At 40.8% G+C, this 17,090-nt stretch carries 17 protein-coding genes; 7 read left to right on the forward strand and 10 right to left on the reverse strand.

The genetic code is table 11. The features are described 5' to 3' along the window. Positions 1 to 52 precede the first annotated feature (52 nt). Positions 53 to 718, forward strand: coding sequence for a uracil-DNA glycosylase (ung, locus tag KUL10_RS14360; RefSeq protein ID WP_110429641.1), 666 nt, complete (start codon positions 53 to 55; stop codon positions 716 to 718). Here ung and KUL10_RS14365 read toward each other — a convergent pair. Next, positions 715 to 1,221, reverse strand: coding sequence for a BLUF domain-containing protein (locus KUL10_RS14365; protein WP_110429642.1), 507 nt, complete (start codon positions 1,219 to 1,221; stop codon positions 715 to 717). The genes ung and KUL10_RS14365 overlap by 4 nt on opposite strands. Before the next feature lie 195 nt (positions 1,222 to 1,416). Then, on the reverse strand, positions 1,417 to 1,593 hold the full coding sequence (locus KUL10_RS14370) for a DUF3545 family protein (protein WP_110429643.1): 177 nt from the start codon (positions 1,591 to 1,593) through the stop codon (positions 1,417 to 1,419). Between the two features lie 382 nt (positions 1,594 to 1,975). Between KUL10_RS14370 and KUL10_RS14375 the strand changes: the two genes are divergently transcribed. Then, positions 1,976 to 2,554: a gamma-glutamylcyclotransferase gene (locus KUL10_RS14375; RefSeq protein ID WP_110429644.1), complete on the forward strand. Its 579-nt coding sequence runs from the start codon at positions 1,976 to 1,978 to the stop codon at positions 2,552 to 2,554. 370 nt (positions 2,555 to 2,924) lie between these two features. Here the strand turns inward: KUL10_RS14375 and pgi are convergent, their stop codons facing one another. Both pgi and tal read right to left on the reverse strand, forming a co-directional pair. Beyond that, on the reverse strand, positions 2,925 to 4,559 hold the full coding sequence (pgi, locus tag KUL10_RS14380) for a glucose-6-phosphate isomerase (RefSeq protein WP_110429645.1): 1,635 nt from the start codon (positions 4,557 to 4,559) through the stop codon (positions 2,925 to 2,927). A 115-nt stretch (positions 4,560 to 4,674) separates the two neighbouring features. After that, a complete protein-coding gene (gene tal, locus KUL10_RS14385; RefSeq protein ID WP_110429646.1) occupies positions 4,675 to 5,628 on the reverse strand; it encodes a transaldolase in 954 nt (317 codons plus the stop codon). Between the two features lie 294 nt (positions 5,629 to 5,922). Here tal and yaaA point away from each other — a divergent pair, with 294 nt between their 5' ends. The 3 genes from yaaA (at position 5,923) to KUL10_RS14400 (ending at position 9,585) form a co-directional block, all read left to right on the forward strand. Continuing rightward, positions 5,923 to 6,723: a peroxide stress protein YaaA gene (yaaA, locus tag KUL10_RS14390; protein WP_110429647.1), complete on the forward strand. Its 801-nt coding sequence runs from the start codon at positions 5,923 to 5,925 to the stop codon at positions 6,721 to 6,723. Positions 6,724 to 6,805: 82 nt separating this feature from the next. Next, a complete protein-coding gene (locus KUL10_RS14395; protein ID WP_110429648.1) occupies positions 6,806 to 7,960 on the forward strand; it encodes an AraC family transcriptional regulator in 1,155 nt (384 codons plus the stop codon). A 98-nt stretch (positions 7,961 to 8,058) separates the two neighbouring features. Further along, on the forward strand, positions 8,059 to 9,585 hold the full coding sequence (locus KUL10_RS14400; protein ID WP_158525399.1) for a S41 family peptidase: 1,527 nt from the start codon (positions 8,059 to 8,061) through the stop codon (positions 9,583 to 9,585). A 25-nt stretch (positions 9,586 to 9,610) separates the two neighbouring features. On the opposite strand, the gene KUL10_RS14405 is transcribed toward KUL10_RS14400, so the two are convergent. The 4 genes from KUL10_RS14405 to KUL10_RS14420 form a co-directional block, all read right to left on the reverse strand. Next, positions 9,611 to 10,045, reverse strand: a complete 435-nt coding sequence (locus KUL10_RS14405; RefSeq protein WP_110429650.1) for a DUF4426 domain-containing protein — start codon at positions 10,043 to 10,045, stop codon at positions 9,611 to 9,613. 31 nt (positions 10,046 to 10,076) lie between these two features. Beyond that, the gene (locus KUL10_RS14410; protein WP_110429651.1) at positions 10,077 to 10,613 is read right to left on the reverse strand and encodes a YggT family protein; all 537 of its coding nucleotides are present in this window, start codon (positions 10,611 to 10,613) and stop codon (positions 10,077 to 10,079) included. A 111-nt stretch (positions 10,614 to 10,724) separates the two neighbouring features. Continuing rightward, positions 10,725 to 11,546 carry a pyrroline-5-carboxylate reductase gene (gene proC / locus KUL10_RS14415; RefSeq protein ID WP_110429652.1) on the reverse strand — a complete coding sequence of 274 codons (822 nt, stop codon included), beginning with the start codon at positions 11,544 to 11,546 and terminating at the stop codon, positions 10,725 to 10,727. A gap of 24 nt (positions 11,547 to 11,570) precedes the next feature. Beyond that, positions 11,571 to 12,281 (reverse strand): YggS family pyridoxal phosphate-dependent enzyme, encoded by a 711-nt coding sequence (locus tag KUL10_RS14420; RefSeq protein WP_110429653.1) that lies wholly within the window; start codon positions 12,279 to 12,281, stop codon positions 11,571 to 11,573. A gap of 97 nt (positions 12,282 to 12,378) precedes the next feature. Between KUL10_RS14420 and KUL10_RS14425 the strand changes: the two genes are divergently transcribed. Both KUL10_RS14425 and KUL10_RS14430 read left to right on the forward strand, forming a co-directional pair. After that, positions 12,379 to 13,425, forward strand: a complete 1,047-nt coding sequence (locus KUL10_RS14425) for a type IV pilus twitching motility protein PilT (protein ID WP_110429654.1) — start codon at positions 12,379 to 12,381, stop codon at positions 13,423 to 13,425. Positions 13,426 to 13,499: 74 nt separating this feature from the next. After that, positions 13,500 to 14,612: a PilT/PilU family type 4a pilus ATPase gene (locus KUL10_RS14430; RefSeq protein WP_110429752.1), complete on the forward strand. Its 1,113-nt coding sequence runs from the start codon at positions 13,500 to 13,502 to the stop codon at positions 14,610 to 14,612. A gap of 433 nt (positions 14,613 to 15,045) precedes the next feature. Here the strand turns inward: KUL10_RS14430 and KUL10_RS14435 are convergent, their stop codons facing one another. After that, the gene (locus KUL10_RS14435) at positions 15,046 to 15,840 is read right to left on the reverse strand and encodes a transglutaminase-like domain-containing protein (protein ID WP_110429655.1); all 795 of its coding nucleotides are present in this window, start codon (positions 15,838 to 15,840) and stop codon (positions 15,046 to 15,048) included. Next, a complete protein-coding gene (locus KUL10_RS14440) occupies positions 15,840 to 17,075 on the reverse strand; it encodes a hypothetical protein (protein WP_110429656.1) in 1,236 nt (411 codons plus the stop codon). Before KUL10_RS14440 ends, KUL10_RS14435 begins: the two co-directional genes overlap by 1 nt. Between the last annotated feature and the right edge of the window lie 15 nt (positions 17,076 to 17,090).

Genomic DNA, 17,090 nt, shown 5'->3' on the forward strand with positions numbered 1-17,090 from the left:
TGAGTCAAGGATACATATGTTGTAAAAGTGACGTTTTCAATAGAGGTGTAATTTGAAGCATTGGCAAGCCTTGTTAGCTGAGCAAAAAGATAAAGCCTACTTCAAAGAGGCCCTTGCCTACATACAACAAAGACGCAGTGAGGGAGTGACTGTTTATCCTCCTGACGCAGATGTGTTTAATGCGTTTAAGTTCACTACACCAGAGAACTTGAAGGTGGTTATCCTAGGACAAGATCCTTATCACGGGCCCAATCAAGCCCATGGCTTATGTTTTTCGGTGCTGAAAGGAAATAAAATTCCGCCTTCTTTGCGCAATATATACAAAGAATTATCCAGCGATATAGACAATTTTATTACACCTACACATGGCGAACTGACGCACTGGGCCCAACAAGGTGTATTAATGCTCAATACAGTACTCACGGTTGAACAGGGACAAGCGAATGCTCATAAGGGAATTGGCTGGGAGAAGTTTACCGATGCTGTCATCATGCAAATAAGTGAAAAACTTAATGGTGTTATTTTTGTGCTTTGGGGGGCGCCAGCGCAAAAGAAAACTAAACTCATTGATACCGCTAAACACCATATTGTATGCGCACCACATCCTTCTCCGCTATCAGCCCACCGAGGTTTTTTAGGCTGCGGTCATTTTAGTGAGATCAACCGGATACTGCATGCTCAACAAAAGCCAGAGATTGATTGGCACATACCAAACTAAGCGCTCTTTCTCGCACTATTAGGAGCAGCACTTAATGTTTGGTTTTTAAAGCTATTTAGTAGTGTAATAGCAAAGTGTTGCGTGTCAGATGGCAGTTTTTCAACCACCAATTTTAGCGTAGACACCATTTCATCATAGTCTTGAGCGCTACTCTGTGTATCGACTTCTTGTGTATGGTTTGTGTTGCTATCAAGTGCCAAACTGACGTCCTCAAAGCTATCAAACGCCATCTGCCAGTCCGAGAAACTGCGCTCGTTAATTTCTTTATAAGAAAGTTTTTCGATTTCTCCATGCCTGGAATCACTAGCGATTTTTTGAAAGAGTGCGTCAATATCCTGCTTTTCCCCCTCTATAGCTTGGATAAACGTGCCTAAACGGTCATACAGCAACATACCGGTTATGTTGTTTGCTTTATTGTTTTCACGAGCAGCCGATAGCAAGGACTCTAAATCTGCGTCACTAAAGTCATGGTAGGCTTGACTCATGTAGATTAACTCAACCATATCTGTGATTCCTTAAAAAACCTCCATCCTCAAACATCCATTAAGGTTTACCTAACGAACGAGGATTGCATTTTCGGAGTAAATCACACTTGAGAAAAATATTAGGTACGCTAAACAAAATATTCGTATGAATTAGTAGACCTTATGATTTCTCAAAAAAAACGCCGCATTTTGATTAAATGCGGCGTTTCAGAGTTATCTTGTCATTTCGTCTAATTCGAACTCTAAGCTCATGTCCATCTCAGAAAGTTCTTTTTTGAGTTGATACTTATCTTTGATTGCTTCTATTTCTCTCCAGCGTCTTTTTTTGCTTTTTGTTTTGGTTGGGCGAGTTTCATTGTCAATGACTGAAAGTATATCTGCTCTTTCCACGGGGATCTCCTTCAAGGTTCCGTATACTGCTAACTACCGCTAGCATCCTTTGCTAACTTACGTTACGTGATTATTAATAGCACAGGCCCTATTAAAATAAAATACATCGATTAACTTTTTATTAACATGTTGTGTAGGTTTTGTGACAGATGCTCGTTTTTTACTTATTAGCCTATGAATTTACTGCTTTATTTTTATTTTTTAATTTTGTTACTTAAGTCATAGATCCAGTGAATGTTAAAATTGTGTTGCTTTTTGCTGGTGCATTATGCATTTAATTTGCACCAAGAAGAGGAGGGATACTCACGTTACTATATTCAAATGACTGCAAGTGTTAGCCTATATAAACTAAAAATGACTACGTTAAAAAGAGACTCGATAGATGTCCGAAGTTTATTCAACCATCGAGAAGAATAAAAACAGATTAAATTTAGATCCCAATCAAGCTATTTGGTTGTTTGGTTACGGTTCTATTATTTTTAAAGTCGACTTTGAGTATTTAGAAGCAAAGAAAGCCTATTTAAATGGATTCGAAAGAAGGTTTTGGATGGCCAGCGAAGATCATCGCGGCACGCCAGAATCACCAGGGAGAGTACTAACACTTCAAGAACGCCGACAAGCAAAATGTTTTGGCATGGCTTACAGAATAGACCACAAGGTATTGGATGCTCTAGATTTAAGAGAACAAAACGGCTATCTACGCTATTTGAAGTCAGTATCATTTGCCGATGGATCAGCACATGACGCCTTAGTTTACATCGGCGATAAAACAACGCGAATCTATCAAGAGGAGCATGACGTTAAGACCTTAGCTGAACTGATTTTTAATAGTGTTGGGCCAAGTGGGCAAAACAAAGACTATGTTTATGAGTTGGCGCAAGCCCTTCGTGATTTAAATGAGCCCGATGAATATATTTTTGAATTAGAGGCGTGTTTGAGAAAGTTGGAAGAAATCGAATAATCGTTAACCAAGTAGATGAATAAAAAAAGCCAAACAAAAGAATCAAAGAAAACAAGTCAAACCAAACCCCCGCTGTTACCTACCCAAAGAACATTCAGCGCAACCCAAGGCCACATCCTTTCTAGCAAAATTTCAAAACACACGGACGTGTTTTGCAAGCGGCCAGGACGGCGAAGAGCGCTTTTGCTAGAAAGGATGTGGGTTTGGGTTTAAAGCTGAATATGACTTACGAAGCGCGTTTAGATGTTTAAACAGCGTGATGTTCCAAGGAGATCACCGTTGTCACGGTGATGACGGTTAATTTAGTGATGATGGTAACTAGAGGAAACTCGGTTGTCATCTCGACAACCGAGTTTACGGCGTTTAGAGTTTAGGCGTTTTTAAACTTAGCCACCAAAGCCTGAGTTGATGCATCGGCTTGGGTGTCTATATCGCCATTGATCATATCCAACACTTTATTACCCAACACTTTACCTAATTCAACACCCCATTGGTCAAACGAATTCAAATCCCAAATAGCGCCTTGCACCAGTACCTTATGCTCATATAAAGCTATCAAAGCACCAAGGGTTTTAGGATCTAGCTGCTCGAATATCAAGGTGTTGCTTGGTTTGTTACCGGGCATTGTTTTATGCGCAGCAATGCGTTTTCTCTCTTCTTCAGGTAATCCAGCATCGGCGAGGTCGTCATAACAGGCTTCAAAATGCTTACCTTGCATCAATGCTTGAGTTTGCCCAAAGCAGTTTGAAGCTAGCATGGCATGGTGGGTATCGTCTTGATTCGGGACTTTAAGCGGAAACATAAAATCAGCTGGAATCGGCACATTACTTTGATGAATGAGTTGATGAAATGAGTGCTGTCCGTTGGTTCCTTCACTTCCCCAAATGATGGGACCTGTGCCATGTTCAACGAACTGGCCATCGGTCGTGCAGGTTTTGCCATTACTCTCCATATCGAGTTGTTGGACGTATGCTGGAAAACCTCTTAAGTAATGATAATAAGGCAGTAAAACATGAGATTGAGCGCCCATAAAGTTGCGATACCAAATACCCAACATCGCCATAATTACCGGCATATTTTTTTCAAAAGGCGCGGTCTGGAAATGAGTATCCATTTCAAACGCACCTTGCAAAATCTCTCTGAAATTGTCGTAACCTATTGATAAACAGATCGGCAAGCCTATTGCTGACCATAATGAATACCGCCCACCGACCCAATCCGCCATTGGGAATACGTTATTCGCGTCCATTCCAAATTCAGTAGCGGCTTTAACATTTGATGAGACAGCGACAAAGTGTTTGGCTATGTCTTTCTCTTCAGTGCCTTGCGCTAAGAACCAAGCCTTTGCAGTTAAGGTGTTTTGCAGTGTTTCTTGGGTACCAAATGACTTTGACGACATCACAAAAAGGGTGGTTTCATAATCAGTCTCGGCAAGTACATCGTGAATATGACACCCGTCGACGTTTGCGACAAACTTCACCTTACAGGCTTTATCTTGATAAGGTTTTAAGGCCTCGGTCACTATTTTGGGACCTAAGAAAGAGCCTCCAATGCCGATGGCAACCACATTTTTAATCGCTTTGCCTGTACAACCTTTATGTTCACCTGAGTGAATACTGGCTGTGAAAGCTTTCATCTTGGCAAGCGTATCTAAAACACCGGTCATCACGTCTTTATTATTGACCATCACTGGCTTACCAGAGAAGTTGCGCAAAGCCGTGTGTAATACAGCTCTATTTTCAGTATTGTTTATAGGTACACCTGAAAACATCTGTTCAATTTTTTCTGAAACTGCGCGTTCATTAGCTAACTCAAGTAGCGCGCTTAATACATCTTCAGTGACTCGGTTTTTTGAATAATCGAGGTGAATGCCACATGCATCTAAGCTCATTTTTTCGTAACGACTTTGGTCGGCTTCAAAGTAGTCTTTCATGTGTTGACGTTTAACAAGTGCGGCTAATTTGTCGAGCTTTTGCCAAGCAAGTGCATTGCGGATGCGGTCCATAGGATATCCTTTTTGAAGATGCGAGTTTCAACATGATAAGCTCAATATATGAATATTGAGTGACAAACTGCCTAGCTAAACTCAGACTAGGCATTTGTTTTAAAAACAACTTTTATTATAAAGCTTCTTTTAATAGTTTCTCTAGTTTTACTTGGTCAGCGGCAAAGTTGCGGATACCTTCAGAAAGCTTTTCGGTAGCCATTGCGCTTTGATTCATGTCCCATCTGAACTCTGCTTCTGTCAGTAACGCTGGCGTCTCTTTGGTTTTGCCGTTGTCTATTAAAAAGGTTTCGACTTCGCCTGTTGTGTTGGCAAGTTCTTCAAGCAATGCAGGACTGATAGTTAAACGGTCACAACCCGCTAGGTTAAGTATTTCATCCGTATTTCTGAAGCTTGCGCCCATTACGACTGTCTTGTAACCATGTTGTTTGTAATAGTTGTAGATGTCAGTAACAGAAATAACGCCTGGGTCTTCAGCACCTGTGTATTCTTTTTTCTCAGTATTGGCTTTGTACCAATCTAAAATGCGCCCTACGAAAGGAGAAATTAAGTAAACGCCTGCTTCGGCACACGCGCGTGCTTGCGCAAAACCAAACAACAGCGTTAAGTTACAGTTAATCCCTTCTTGCTCTAATTGTTCTGCTGCTTTGATGCCCTCCCAAGTAGATGCAATTTTGATCAGAATTCTTGATTTATCGATGCCTTGTTCTTCATACATGGCGATAAGTTTGCGCGCTTTATCAAGAGTTGCTTGCGTGTCGAACGAAAGCCTTGCGTCTACTTCTGTTGAGATGCGACCTGGGATAACGCCCACGATTTCTTTACCGATGAGCACAGATAGCTTATCGCCTGCATCAAGTACCTGCTGTTCAACATCATCAGATTGCGTTTTTGCCCATGCAATTGAGTTTGTGATTAGGTCAGCGTACTGGGGCAGTGATGCCGCTTTTAATAGCAGTGAAGGGTTAGTTGTGGCATCAACAGGTTGATACTTTTTGATTGCGTCGATGTCGCCGGTATCAGCAACAACGGTAGTAATTTTACGAAGTGATTCTAATTGGTTAGTCATAACTTATTTTGTATCCTCGTTACGTTTTTTACTATTGTATTCGTATTAATAAAGATTGCATTAGTTTTAACAGGGTTTAGTCGCTTTGTCTTTTTAGTCATGTCTTTTCTGCATTGCGAATATTGTTTTTCAAGAGGGTTTGAATAATCAGAATTGGAACATAAACGTTTTTATCGATTTGATTGATTACTTTTTTTCCTGCTCAATAGGTCTCAAAATCTAAGCTTATTTGTTACCATTACGTACATAAACTAAAGCATTTAAATTGAATAAAATAATAAGGATGACAGCGTAATGTTAATGGTCGTTTCACCTGCCAAAAATCTAGATTTTGAATCCAGTGCACCCACTGCCACATTTACCCAACCCGAGTTGATGCAAAAAACACTGGATTTGGTTGAACAATGCAAGACCCTAGCGCCCAGTGACTTAAGCTCGTTGATGAAGATAAGCGATAAATTGGCGATTCTTAACGCTGAGCGTTTTAATAGTTTTACTACGCCATTTACCGTGGACAACGCCAAACAAGCGATGTTTGCGTTTGACGGGGATGTCTATGCAGGTCTTGACGCAGAAACCTTAAGCGAAGAAGACATCGAATTCGCTCAAGAGCATTTGCGTATTTTGTCGGGTTTGTACGGTGTGCTAAAACCCTTAGATTTAATGCAGCCATACCGTTTAGAAATGGGCACCAAACTAGCCAACAAAAAAGGCAAAAACCTTTATGAGTATTGGGACAACAGTATCACTGAACACTTAAACGAAGCCCTTGAACAACAGTCAGAAAAAGCACTATTGAACTTGGCTTCTAATGAATACTTTTCAGCGGTTAAGAAGAAAGCGTTGAACGCTCAAATCGTTACTCCGCACTTTAAAGACGAAAAGAATGGGCAATATAAAATCATCAGCTTTTTCGCGAAGAAAGCGAGAGGGCTGATGGCGCGCTATGTGATTCAAAACAAAGTCACAAGCGCAGAAGCATTAAAAGCATTTGATGTGGCGGGGTATCGCTTTGATGAGGAAGCCAGTTCGGAGACGGATTTAGTGTTTACTAGAAGTGAAGCAGCGTTAATGGAGTATAAAGCGACATCTTAAGGATTGAACTAAGTACAACTTGCGAAAGCCTGATTTATTGCATAGTCTTTTTAACTAACGACTATTAGAACAACCAAGGTAAATGGGCGATATCACTAACCTGACGATGAACTGGCGATCCGCAATGATGTTGATCGTTTGTTTGCCTGTATTCATTGCAGCAATTACACTTTGGCGAAATAAAGTAGAACGTACACCAAGTCGCTATCTTTCAGCGGCTTTGGTTGTCACTATTTTATCCGTCATGCCGCAAATAATTGGATTCGCAGGCTTTTATAATGTTTGGCCAGGCTTGACGTTTTTTCCATTCTCAAATGATTTATGGCTTGGTCCTCTCTTATACCTCCATGCTTATTCGTTAATGACCGGCGCAAAACTCGGCTGGCGCCGATATTTATTGGTTCCAGGAATCATACAGACCACTTATTACAGTGCTTGCTTCTTGTTTTTAGGAGATTATCAAGCAAAGTGGGCCTACAACGATGCCTTGCACTACCCCTATATTTATCCTGTAGAAACCACCTTAAGTGTTGTTTTCTTGTTTGCTTCGCTTGTCTTTATTTGGAAGCTTTACGGTTCTTATTTGGCCTTTTTGAATACTACTCAATCCACATTGGCTGATTTTGATCCTGTTTGGATTAAACGCTCAGTGCAGATTTCTTTGCTGACGGCTTTACTGTTTTTCTTATTTGAAGTACTCAATGCGACAATGGGTTTATCCTATGTAGGTGGGTTTCCATTCCTAGTCGCAATCATGCTTTGTATTGCCTGGCTAAGCATTGAAGCCATTTGGGGATTAAAAGAGTCCTATCCAAAACCAAGCTACTCAAAACCATCCAGAGATAATGACGCACTGGCTGAAGAACCATCTAAGCCATCCCAACCATCTTCATTAAATGGCGAATTGATTAAACAGCAAGTGAAACAAAATGCTTGGTATTTACAAGCTCGGTTTTCCTTAAAAGACTTGTCAGCAAAATTGGGCACAAATGAAACATATGTATCAAGAGCAATCAATCAGGATTTGCACAAGAGTTTCAACGATTTTATCAATGATTTGCGCGTTGAACATGCACAACAACTCATCAATCAAAGTCTAACTCAAGAGGTAAAACTGGCTTTGTATCCACTTGCACTTGATAGTGGGTTTAATTCAAAAGCGACATTTAATCGCGTGTTTAAACAAACCACAGGCATCACGCCTTCTCAATACATAAAAAAGTCTCATATCTTGTAAACTAAGGCTCATTTGGCGTATTGAGGCGTCACTGGTGTACTTGTCCTCTATTCTTTTCTCATCCCATTTCAAACCTTTAACTTGAAGAGAATATGAATATGAACACATCAACATTTAAATCTTATTGTCTATGCTTTTGTCTGATTACACTTTGCTTTTGGACACCTACTTATGCTGCCGAACAAGATAATAAAACCCGTGCGATAGAAAACCCAAATATGATTCAATTAAGTTCAGAGATGATCGAACAAGATGTCGCGCTGCTAAAGGAGGCTTACTCAAGAATTCATCCTGGTTACACGCGTTATGCAAAACTCGAAGCGTTAGAGGCTGCATGGGACGAGATCATAATCAAGTCGAAGCGACAAGGTGGAATGACGCTTGCCAATTTTTATCTATATGTTCAGGATGCGCTGACAAAGATTCGTTGTGATCACACCAAAGCTAATTTACCTAAAAGCATTGCGCAACGTCGCAAACAGCAAGCAGTGTACTTGCCTTTTGAATGGAGGTGGTTAGAAAATCGCGCCATTGTCACTCAAGTACCTCAAGGTAGCCCGCTGGCAGTCAATGATGAAATTATGAGTATTGATGGCAGGAAAATATCTGAAATAGTCGCTGATGTAAGAGATTACACACCCGTCGACGGTTATACAGAATGGGCGAAAGATACTGGCGTGGGTGCTTCATACGAGTTTATGGGCGGGGCAGTCGATCATTTTGGTGATTTACTTTGGAATTATAAGGCACAAGCCACTATTGAGTTTGTTAATTCAGCCTCTACTTTACAAACTGCTCAAGTTAGCCGAGTCACTCACCCAGAATGGCTAGCAATCATAAGCACTAAGGATGAAACTGGCAAAGCGCTCAGTAACAACTTCAAAGATGCCGTTTATTTTGAGCAAATTGATGAGCGCACGGCACTGCTGCGTGTAGATACGTTTGTTAATTACCGAGAGCCTGTCAAACCAGAAGATATTTACACGCCCATTTTTAAAGCGCTTAAGCAAAATAACACACAAACCCTGATTCTAGATTTGCGCAACAATGGCGGAGGCTCTAGCGATGCCATGTTAGGTTTGTTTGCTAATTTGATTCAAAAGAAAACATCTTTTATCAAAGATATGACCGTTGCAACCTTGGACCACGATGGTTTAGAGGAGTATTTATGGTCTTGGGATAAACGCGTGATTAACCCTAACCGCTTAGGCTTTAGTAGCAATGATGATGGTACATATTCATTGCGTTCTTGGTTTTCTGACGAATTATCAATGATCAAGTCTGAACAATATGCTTTTAATGGCAAAGTGATAGCACTGACTAGCAACAGTAATGGTTCGGCAAGTACCAATTTACTTTCGGTTTTAAAAGCAAAAGGCAGAGTGACGATAGTCGGTGAAAAGACAGGTGGGAGTGCTCAAGGGCCAAATGGTGGAGTATTGATAACTCTACGCTTACCTAACTCAAACATTACCACGCGAATCCCCGTTTTTAAGTATAGTAATAATGTCAAATCGTTTGAATTTGGGATGGGTTTAACACCTGATGTTTATGCGCCAATGACGGTTAACGCATTAGTAAATAAACAGGATCCTGCGCTAGAAAGTGCGCTGTCTAGTCTTTGAATATGGTTTTGCAACCATTAAAAGCCTAGTCTTCATTCTCATACATCAGCTGCTGAAACTGCAGCTTTTGTGTGTTATTTCCTTGCTTGATGTCGATATCGAAGCGATAGGTTTCTTTATCATCGTGATTAAGGACAGCTAGGTAATAAATCGCTTTGCCTTCTTTGACTTCTTTAAACTCTAAGGGCTTGTTGTTGCCTAAAAGGTTTCGAGCGCGACCACTAATTTCGACTGATTGCGCCTCTTTCGTTCGCCGATCTAGCACTGAGATATTGATCAATGCATTTGACTTACTACGAACGATATTGTTCGCACGCGCTATTTCAGGTTGTAGGAAAGTCGTGCCAAAAGCAATGTAATGCACTTCCCATGGCCCAAGTGTTTTCTTTTGCTCTGCAAAGGTGTTTGCGCTTAAAAAAAGTAAGCAAAAACTCAATACACAAAATAACTTCTTAAACATCTGCGACGATTCCTTAGTATTTATTTTAAGTTTAAAACCCGTGTTCAATAAGCCTTGTTACGAAGTTTAATGCCAAAATGACTACCAATATAGAAAAGTCTAAGCCGCCCATTGGAGGAATTACTTTACGCACAGGCGCCAAAAACGGCTCTGTTAATTGAATCATGACTAACTCAACGGGGTTGTTACCCTGGCTAATAAAACTGAATATTGCGCGGATGATAAGCACATAGAAGACTAAGTTTAAAAATTGAATCAGCAGTGCTTTTAATGAGCCGATGGCAATGGCCAAAGCAGGCGCAAAAGCACCTCCACCGAATAAAGTTTGCAATACAAAGTATTTGATGACGATGACTGCAAGTGCAAATAAAAACAGCGATGTATCAAATCGCCCGATGGGAGGGATAAAGCGTCTCAGTGGTCCCACAACCGGTTGCGTGACTTTGACAACAAATTGGCTAAATGGGTTGTAGTAATCTGCTCTGACAAATTGCATCCACGTGCGCATCAAAATAATCATGATGTAGGCATCAAACAGAAAGTTAAGTAAGTAAAGTGACGCAACCATATTTTTGCTCTTTTATTTGTTGTTTATTGAATTGATGTAAAACGTTTTAAGACGTACTTCGATAACATGTCATTGATTCAAAGTGTAGCCTTGAATCAACCTAAAAGTCATTTAAAACTGTTTTGACATTTCTTTTGCACGAGCCACAGCAGCTCTCATTGACTTCGCAACAGTTTCTTCTAAACCACTTTTCCGAAAAGTCTCAATCGCTTCATGTGTCGTGCCACCTTTAGAGGTAACTTGGGCTCTTAACTCACTTAATTCAAGGCTTGAATTGTGACTAATCATTTCAGCACTGCCTTTCATTGCCTGTTGAACCAGTAATCGGGCATCGCTTTTGTTTAAGCCCATCTTCATAGCTTCGTCTTGCATAGCTTGTGCGAACAGAAAAAAGTAAGCTGGGCTGCTGCCTGCTGCTGCGATCACGGTGTTGATTTGCTCTTCTTCTTCAACCCACAATACTTCGCCGACCTGCTGCATAACATGGGCAACAAAGGCTTTATCTTCTTCGTTCACGCTCTCGTTTGCGAATAAACCTGTCATACCTAATCCCAAAGAAGAAGGTGTATTTGGCATTGTGCGAACGATATTTTTATGACCACCGAGCATTGCACTTAGTCTATCGCTGGTGATACCGGCGGCAATTGAAACAATAATTTTATCGCTGATATCCACTGATGAAATCAAATCTGCGCACACTTGTTCCATCAATTGTGGCTTAACGGACAACACGATTACTTGGGCAAACTCTGCTGCTTGGTGGTTGGATTGAGTTACTTGAATTGAAAAGTCTTTTTCTAATGCATCTAACTTGGGTGTTGACGGATTGCTAGCCATAACCAAGTCTGCTTGATATCCATTTGTAATTAAGCCTGAAATAATGCTGCGAGGCATATTGCCCGCGCCGATAAAACTAATCTTTCTTAACTGCATGAGACCTCTTTGTTTGAATTTATGTTAAGTGTTTGTTTTGACGCGTTGCCCAAAAATAGCGGTGCCCACTCTTACCATGGTCGAACCGCACTCAATGGCCACATCAATATCACCACTCATTCCGATGGATAGGGTATCAAAGTCAGAGAATTTTTGTTTGCATTGCTCAAATAGTGAGCGCATCTGATCGAAGCTATTTTTTTGTGTCGCTTTGTCATCACTGGCTTTTGGAATCGCCATCAAACCTCTTATTTTGATTTTTTCTAAAGTTTGCATCGATGCGACTAAATCAATGACTTCGCTGGGCAATACGCCTGCCTTGCTTTCTTCCTTATCTATGTTGACTTGGATGCAGCAATTTAAAGGGGCTTTAAAAACAGGCCTTTGCTCGTTAATGCGCTTTGCTATTTTTAGTCGGTCTAGTGAATGCATCCAATCAAAATTTTCAGCCACTAAACGACTCTTGTTTGACTGAAGTGGGCCGATAAAATGCCATATGATGCCTTGAAATGATTTCAGTTGTAACACTTTATCAACGCCCTCTTGGACGTAGTTTTCACCAAAGTGACGTTGTCCTGATTCATACGCAAGCACGATATCAGATACGGGTTTGGTTTTACTTACCGCTAATAAATTAATATCGTTTTCGTCTCGTCCTGCAGCTTTTGCATGCGATTTGATAAGGTCGCGAACCGTATTAAGGTTCTCAGCAATCGGGGCAGTGTTATCAAGCATCGTTATTTTCTCGTTGTGACAGCATTTAAATTTCTATCGAGCTTATAAGTGATGATTGCCAAGCTCGATCAATAAATATCAACTTAAGGTAGATAGCATGGATATTAACGAACTTTTGGCCTTCAGTGTTAGCAACAAAGCGTCAGATTTGCATTTAAGCGCAGGTCTTCCGCCTATTATTCGAGTTGATGGTGAAATGCGTCGACTAAACGTTGACCCACTTGATCACAAACAAGTGCATGGCCTCATATATGACATTATGAATGATATGCAACGCAAGGAATATGAAGAAAACTTAGAAGTTGATTTTTCGTTTGAAGTAAAGGATTTATCTCGTTTCCGTGTCAATGCATTTATGCAAAACCGCGGTGCAGCTGCCGTGTTAAGAACGATTCCTAGCGATGTACTTACGCTCGACCAACTAGGCGCTCCCGATATTTTTAAAGAAATCATCAATCAACCCACTGGCATTGTATTGGTCACCGGCGCGACCGGTTCTGGTAAAAGTACAACACTTGCGGCCATGGTTGATCATATTAATACGCACAAGCGTGAGCATATCTTAACGATCGAAGACCCTATTGAATTTGTGCATGATAACAAGCTTAGTGTAATGAATCAGCGCGAAGTTCATCGTGATACGCACAGCTTTAACAATGCATTACGCTCAGCATTACGCGAAGACCCAGATGTTATCTTAGTGGGTGAATTACGTGATTTAGAGACCATCCGCTTAGCTATCTCTGCTGCCGAAACAGGGCACTTGGTATTTGGTACTTTGCACACAAACTCTGCACCCAAAACCATCGATAGAATAATTGATGTCTTCCCAGCAGAAGAAAAATCAATGGTGCGATCAATGTTGTCAGAGTCTTTGCGCGCGGTTATTTCACAGACCTTACTGAAAAAAGTGGGCGGTGGTCGCGTGGCGGCGCATGAGATCATGGTCGGTATTCCTGCTATTCGAAATCTAATACGCGAAGACAAAGTACCGCAAATGTACTCAGTCATCCAAACAGGACAAGCACACGGTATGCAAACGATGGATCAGTGTTTACAAAAGCTTGTCGCAATGGGCGTGATTACTCAACAAGATGCCAATGCTAAATCAGTGGATAAACAACAAACCAGTTCAGGCTTTTAAGCATTTTAAAATTAATTACGACTGATATAGAAAGATGATAAAAAGAGAAGCGATAAAGAGAGAATACAGAAATGATGAATTTAGAGCAGTGCCTAGAAGACATGGTTGCGCATCAAGCTTCCGATTTATTCGTGACAGTGGGCATGCCAGTGAGTGCCAAAATCAATGGCCAACTAACACCTTTAACCTCTATGCCTTTAAATGAAGAGGATGCACTGGATCTGGTTCATCAAGCAATGACCGACAAACAGCAAACCAGCTTTGCAGAAGATAAAGAGTGTAACTTTGCGATTGCACGAGATGGTATTGGCCGTTTTCGTTGCAGTGCTTTTTGGCAGCGTGATCAAGCGGGGATGGTGGTCAGGCGCATCGTGACCGAGATCCCTCAAGTGGGTGATTTAGGCTTACCCAGCGTGCTCAAAGACATCATCATGGCAAAAAAAGGCTTGGTACTTTTTGTGGGCGGTACTGGAACAGGTAAATCAACTTCGCTTGCGGCGTTGATAGGGCATCGTAATGAAAATTCTCATGGCCATATTTTAACCATTGAAGACCCAATCGAATTCGTACACGAACACCGAAATTGTGTGGTTACTCAAAGAGAAGTCGGCATCGATACTTTATCTTTTGATGACGCACTAAAAAGCTCATTAAGACAAGCGCCTGACGTTATTTTAATTGGTGAAATTAGGTCGATGGAAACTATGGAATATGCAATGTCTTTTGCCGACACAGGCCATTTATGCGTTGCAACACTGCACGCCAATAATGCCAATCAGGCAATTGAGCGCATTATGCATCTTGCGCCAAAAGAATTACACAGTAAATTGCGTTTTGATCTTAGCCAAAACATCAGAGCCATTGTTGCACAACAATTAGTGCCAACAGTTGATGGAAACGGCCGAGTAGCGGCAATCGAAATCCTATTGAACTCACCCTTAGTCGCTGATTTAATCCAACGTAACGAAATCGGCAGCTTAAAAGAGGCCATGGTTAAAGGCAAAGAAAGCGGGATGCAAACCTTTGATATGGCGCTCTATGAGCTTTTCAAATCAGGTCGAATTACTGAAGAACAGGCCATGCATAATGCTGACTCTCCGAATGACTTACGATTGATGATTAAACTAGATAGTAATTCGGGCACTAATTTGGGGTCGCTATCCGGTGTATCAATTGACATGGATTGAGTTCGTTTTATTGAAACTGTTTACAGATTGTCAAAGCCTATCGCTTTGACAATCTGACTTGACTGATCTCGCAGCATTTCTGATCACCGTAGTAATTATTCGCAAAATTACACACCTTAATGTGTTCATCCTCTTTTATTAGTTTTAATCGCTGGCCTAATTCAATAATAATTTGGTTGATGCTTTGGTTTTTCATTTTGTCGCTCCATTAAAGTTGACGTTTCAATATGAAGCTTAGTTAATAATTACATTTGATTAAAATGATTAAAACAGATTGAGTTGATAGTATTTATGGATTAGCAATGTGCAATAGTTTGGTTGATAGCGGCTATGTTCATCTCAATAATAACGAAGGTTGACGGCTCAGCTTCGCGCAAGCCATTGTTTAACAATTGTTTAGCCTACAATGAGAGTAGCGCCGAACGAGTGCGCTTCACTGCTCTATTGCGTTTTGTAAATTGTCAATCCGTGAGGGGAAAGAGAATATAGCACTGGCTAGCGAGAGAGTGTAACCAGGGCCTTCGTTTTCGAGAGCTGACGTGGGAATATAGTAAAGTTGTTCAAAGTCATTGCCAAATAATGCCGCGTCCAAGATTTGCCATTTCTGCTGATGCAATACTTCGGTCCACGCGTGTCCAAAGGCTGCTAGTTTATTATCTTTGGCGTATATTACAAAACCAACCACGTAGCGAGCGGGAATGCCAAGGGCTCTTGTTAGAGCAGTCGTTAGCGCAGCGTATTCAGTGCAATCACCGCTGCGCTGTGACGCCACTCTTGATGCGATATTGAAACTATGAATGTAAGTAGGCTCTGTAATGTATTCACTTACATAATTAGCCAAACTTTCTATTTCAATGTCTTTTAACTCAGTATCTTGAACATTATTGAAGCCCTGAATGAAAACTTGGGTACTGGGCTCTTTAAAGTCGATGACAAAGCTATCTTTTAGTGTTTGTTGACCATGGATTTGATTAAAATGAGCTTGTCCATTCAAGCTGACTTTCAAAAGTGTATCGGACAATACCTCAGATTGAATATTGTCCCATTGACTAAGGGTACCCTTGAGTGATATCGCGTCATCCACATGCAAATCAAAGCTTATATTGTCTGTTAAGTCATCTAAGCTCGGCTTGGAAGAATATATTGGAATACTTGAGAGCAGAGACTCACTCTGAGCTTGAGTATTTGCACTAAAGGCTAACAAAAAGAATAAGATAAACTTGTTCATTAAAGTTTAGGCTCACCGCGTTGATATATCTTTGAAATATTGATCTGCACGGGGCCCTGTCGAATCGTACCTTGGTCAAATACGCCCAGTGCACTAGAGACATAATCCACGTTAATCGGCCCCATCTGCATCAATAAGTTGTTAGGCGTATCAGGTAAGGTTTTGCTAATTTTTAAGGGTAATGCAGCTGTAGGATCAGCTTCAGTCACCCAGGCATTATAGTCAAGTGAGGGGGCTTCTGAATTGAGTAAATGTGCACTGGCTAGGTATGCGCCAAACGCAGATAGAAGCCAGTCTTCATAAGCTAAAAATACATCGATTGTTTTCCCTTGCAACTGTCCGGTTACCTTCCACTTACCTTCTACTGGTTTTAATGCAAGTTGAGAGGTGTACTGACCGTTTTCTAACACATACTGGTCAGCATTGATAATTGATCCTGTTGGAGAGCTCCATTCTGTTTCTACCGAATCAGTTACCGACACATTACTTGCATCAACTGGAATCATCATTGATGATTCAATGTACGAATAGACATCGCCATCAACGTCAAGACTGTGCTTTTCTAATCCATATCCAATGGGGAGGTCATTCAGTGTCATTTTATATACCACTTCAAAAAAACTCTCAGTGGATTCGGATTCGACAAAGGCGTTGATAAATGATTCAAATACATTGAAGAACGTCTTGTGGTAGCCAATTTCATTATGGACGCAAATTTGTAAACTATTTTGTGTTTGGGATGAATAAGCTTTTAGAACGCCAGAAACAAGCAGTTCACCTTCGCCTAAACTGTAAAATGTATCCAATGATAAATAGGGAGTATCTCCAATAACGCCCACATTGAGTGCATAATTGTATTTACTAGCGAAGGGCTTTTTATTGAGTTTAGCCGCACCTTGTATACTTGCTTCGATGACATTCTTTAATGAGTTTGACGTGCCGTCAAATTCTTCAAACACATAGCACTCAATGGGACTATCTGTGCCGATATTTACATTGTAGTACCAGACACCATCGCTCTCGCTGATCAAACTAAATTCACCGATGACTTCACTATCAACTTTGAACTTAGGAATACTGATAGAGGAACTAGTCTCTAACACAAGTTCTCGCTGCGCAGCTTGTTGAAACCATTTAGGAAATTCGTTGAGATCAATTAGGTCTTTTGCCGACGAAAAGCTGCTTGCACAAAGAATTAAAATAACCGCGAAGATCGCTTTTTTAATTTGATTCACTATGGGGTCATCCTT

Origin of the sequence: Glaciecola sp. KUL10 (genome assembly GCF_003203515.1) — a bacterium.
GTDB lineage: Bacteria > Pseudomonadota > Gammaproteobacteria > Enterobacterales > Alteromonadaceae > Glaciecola.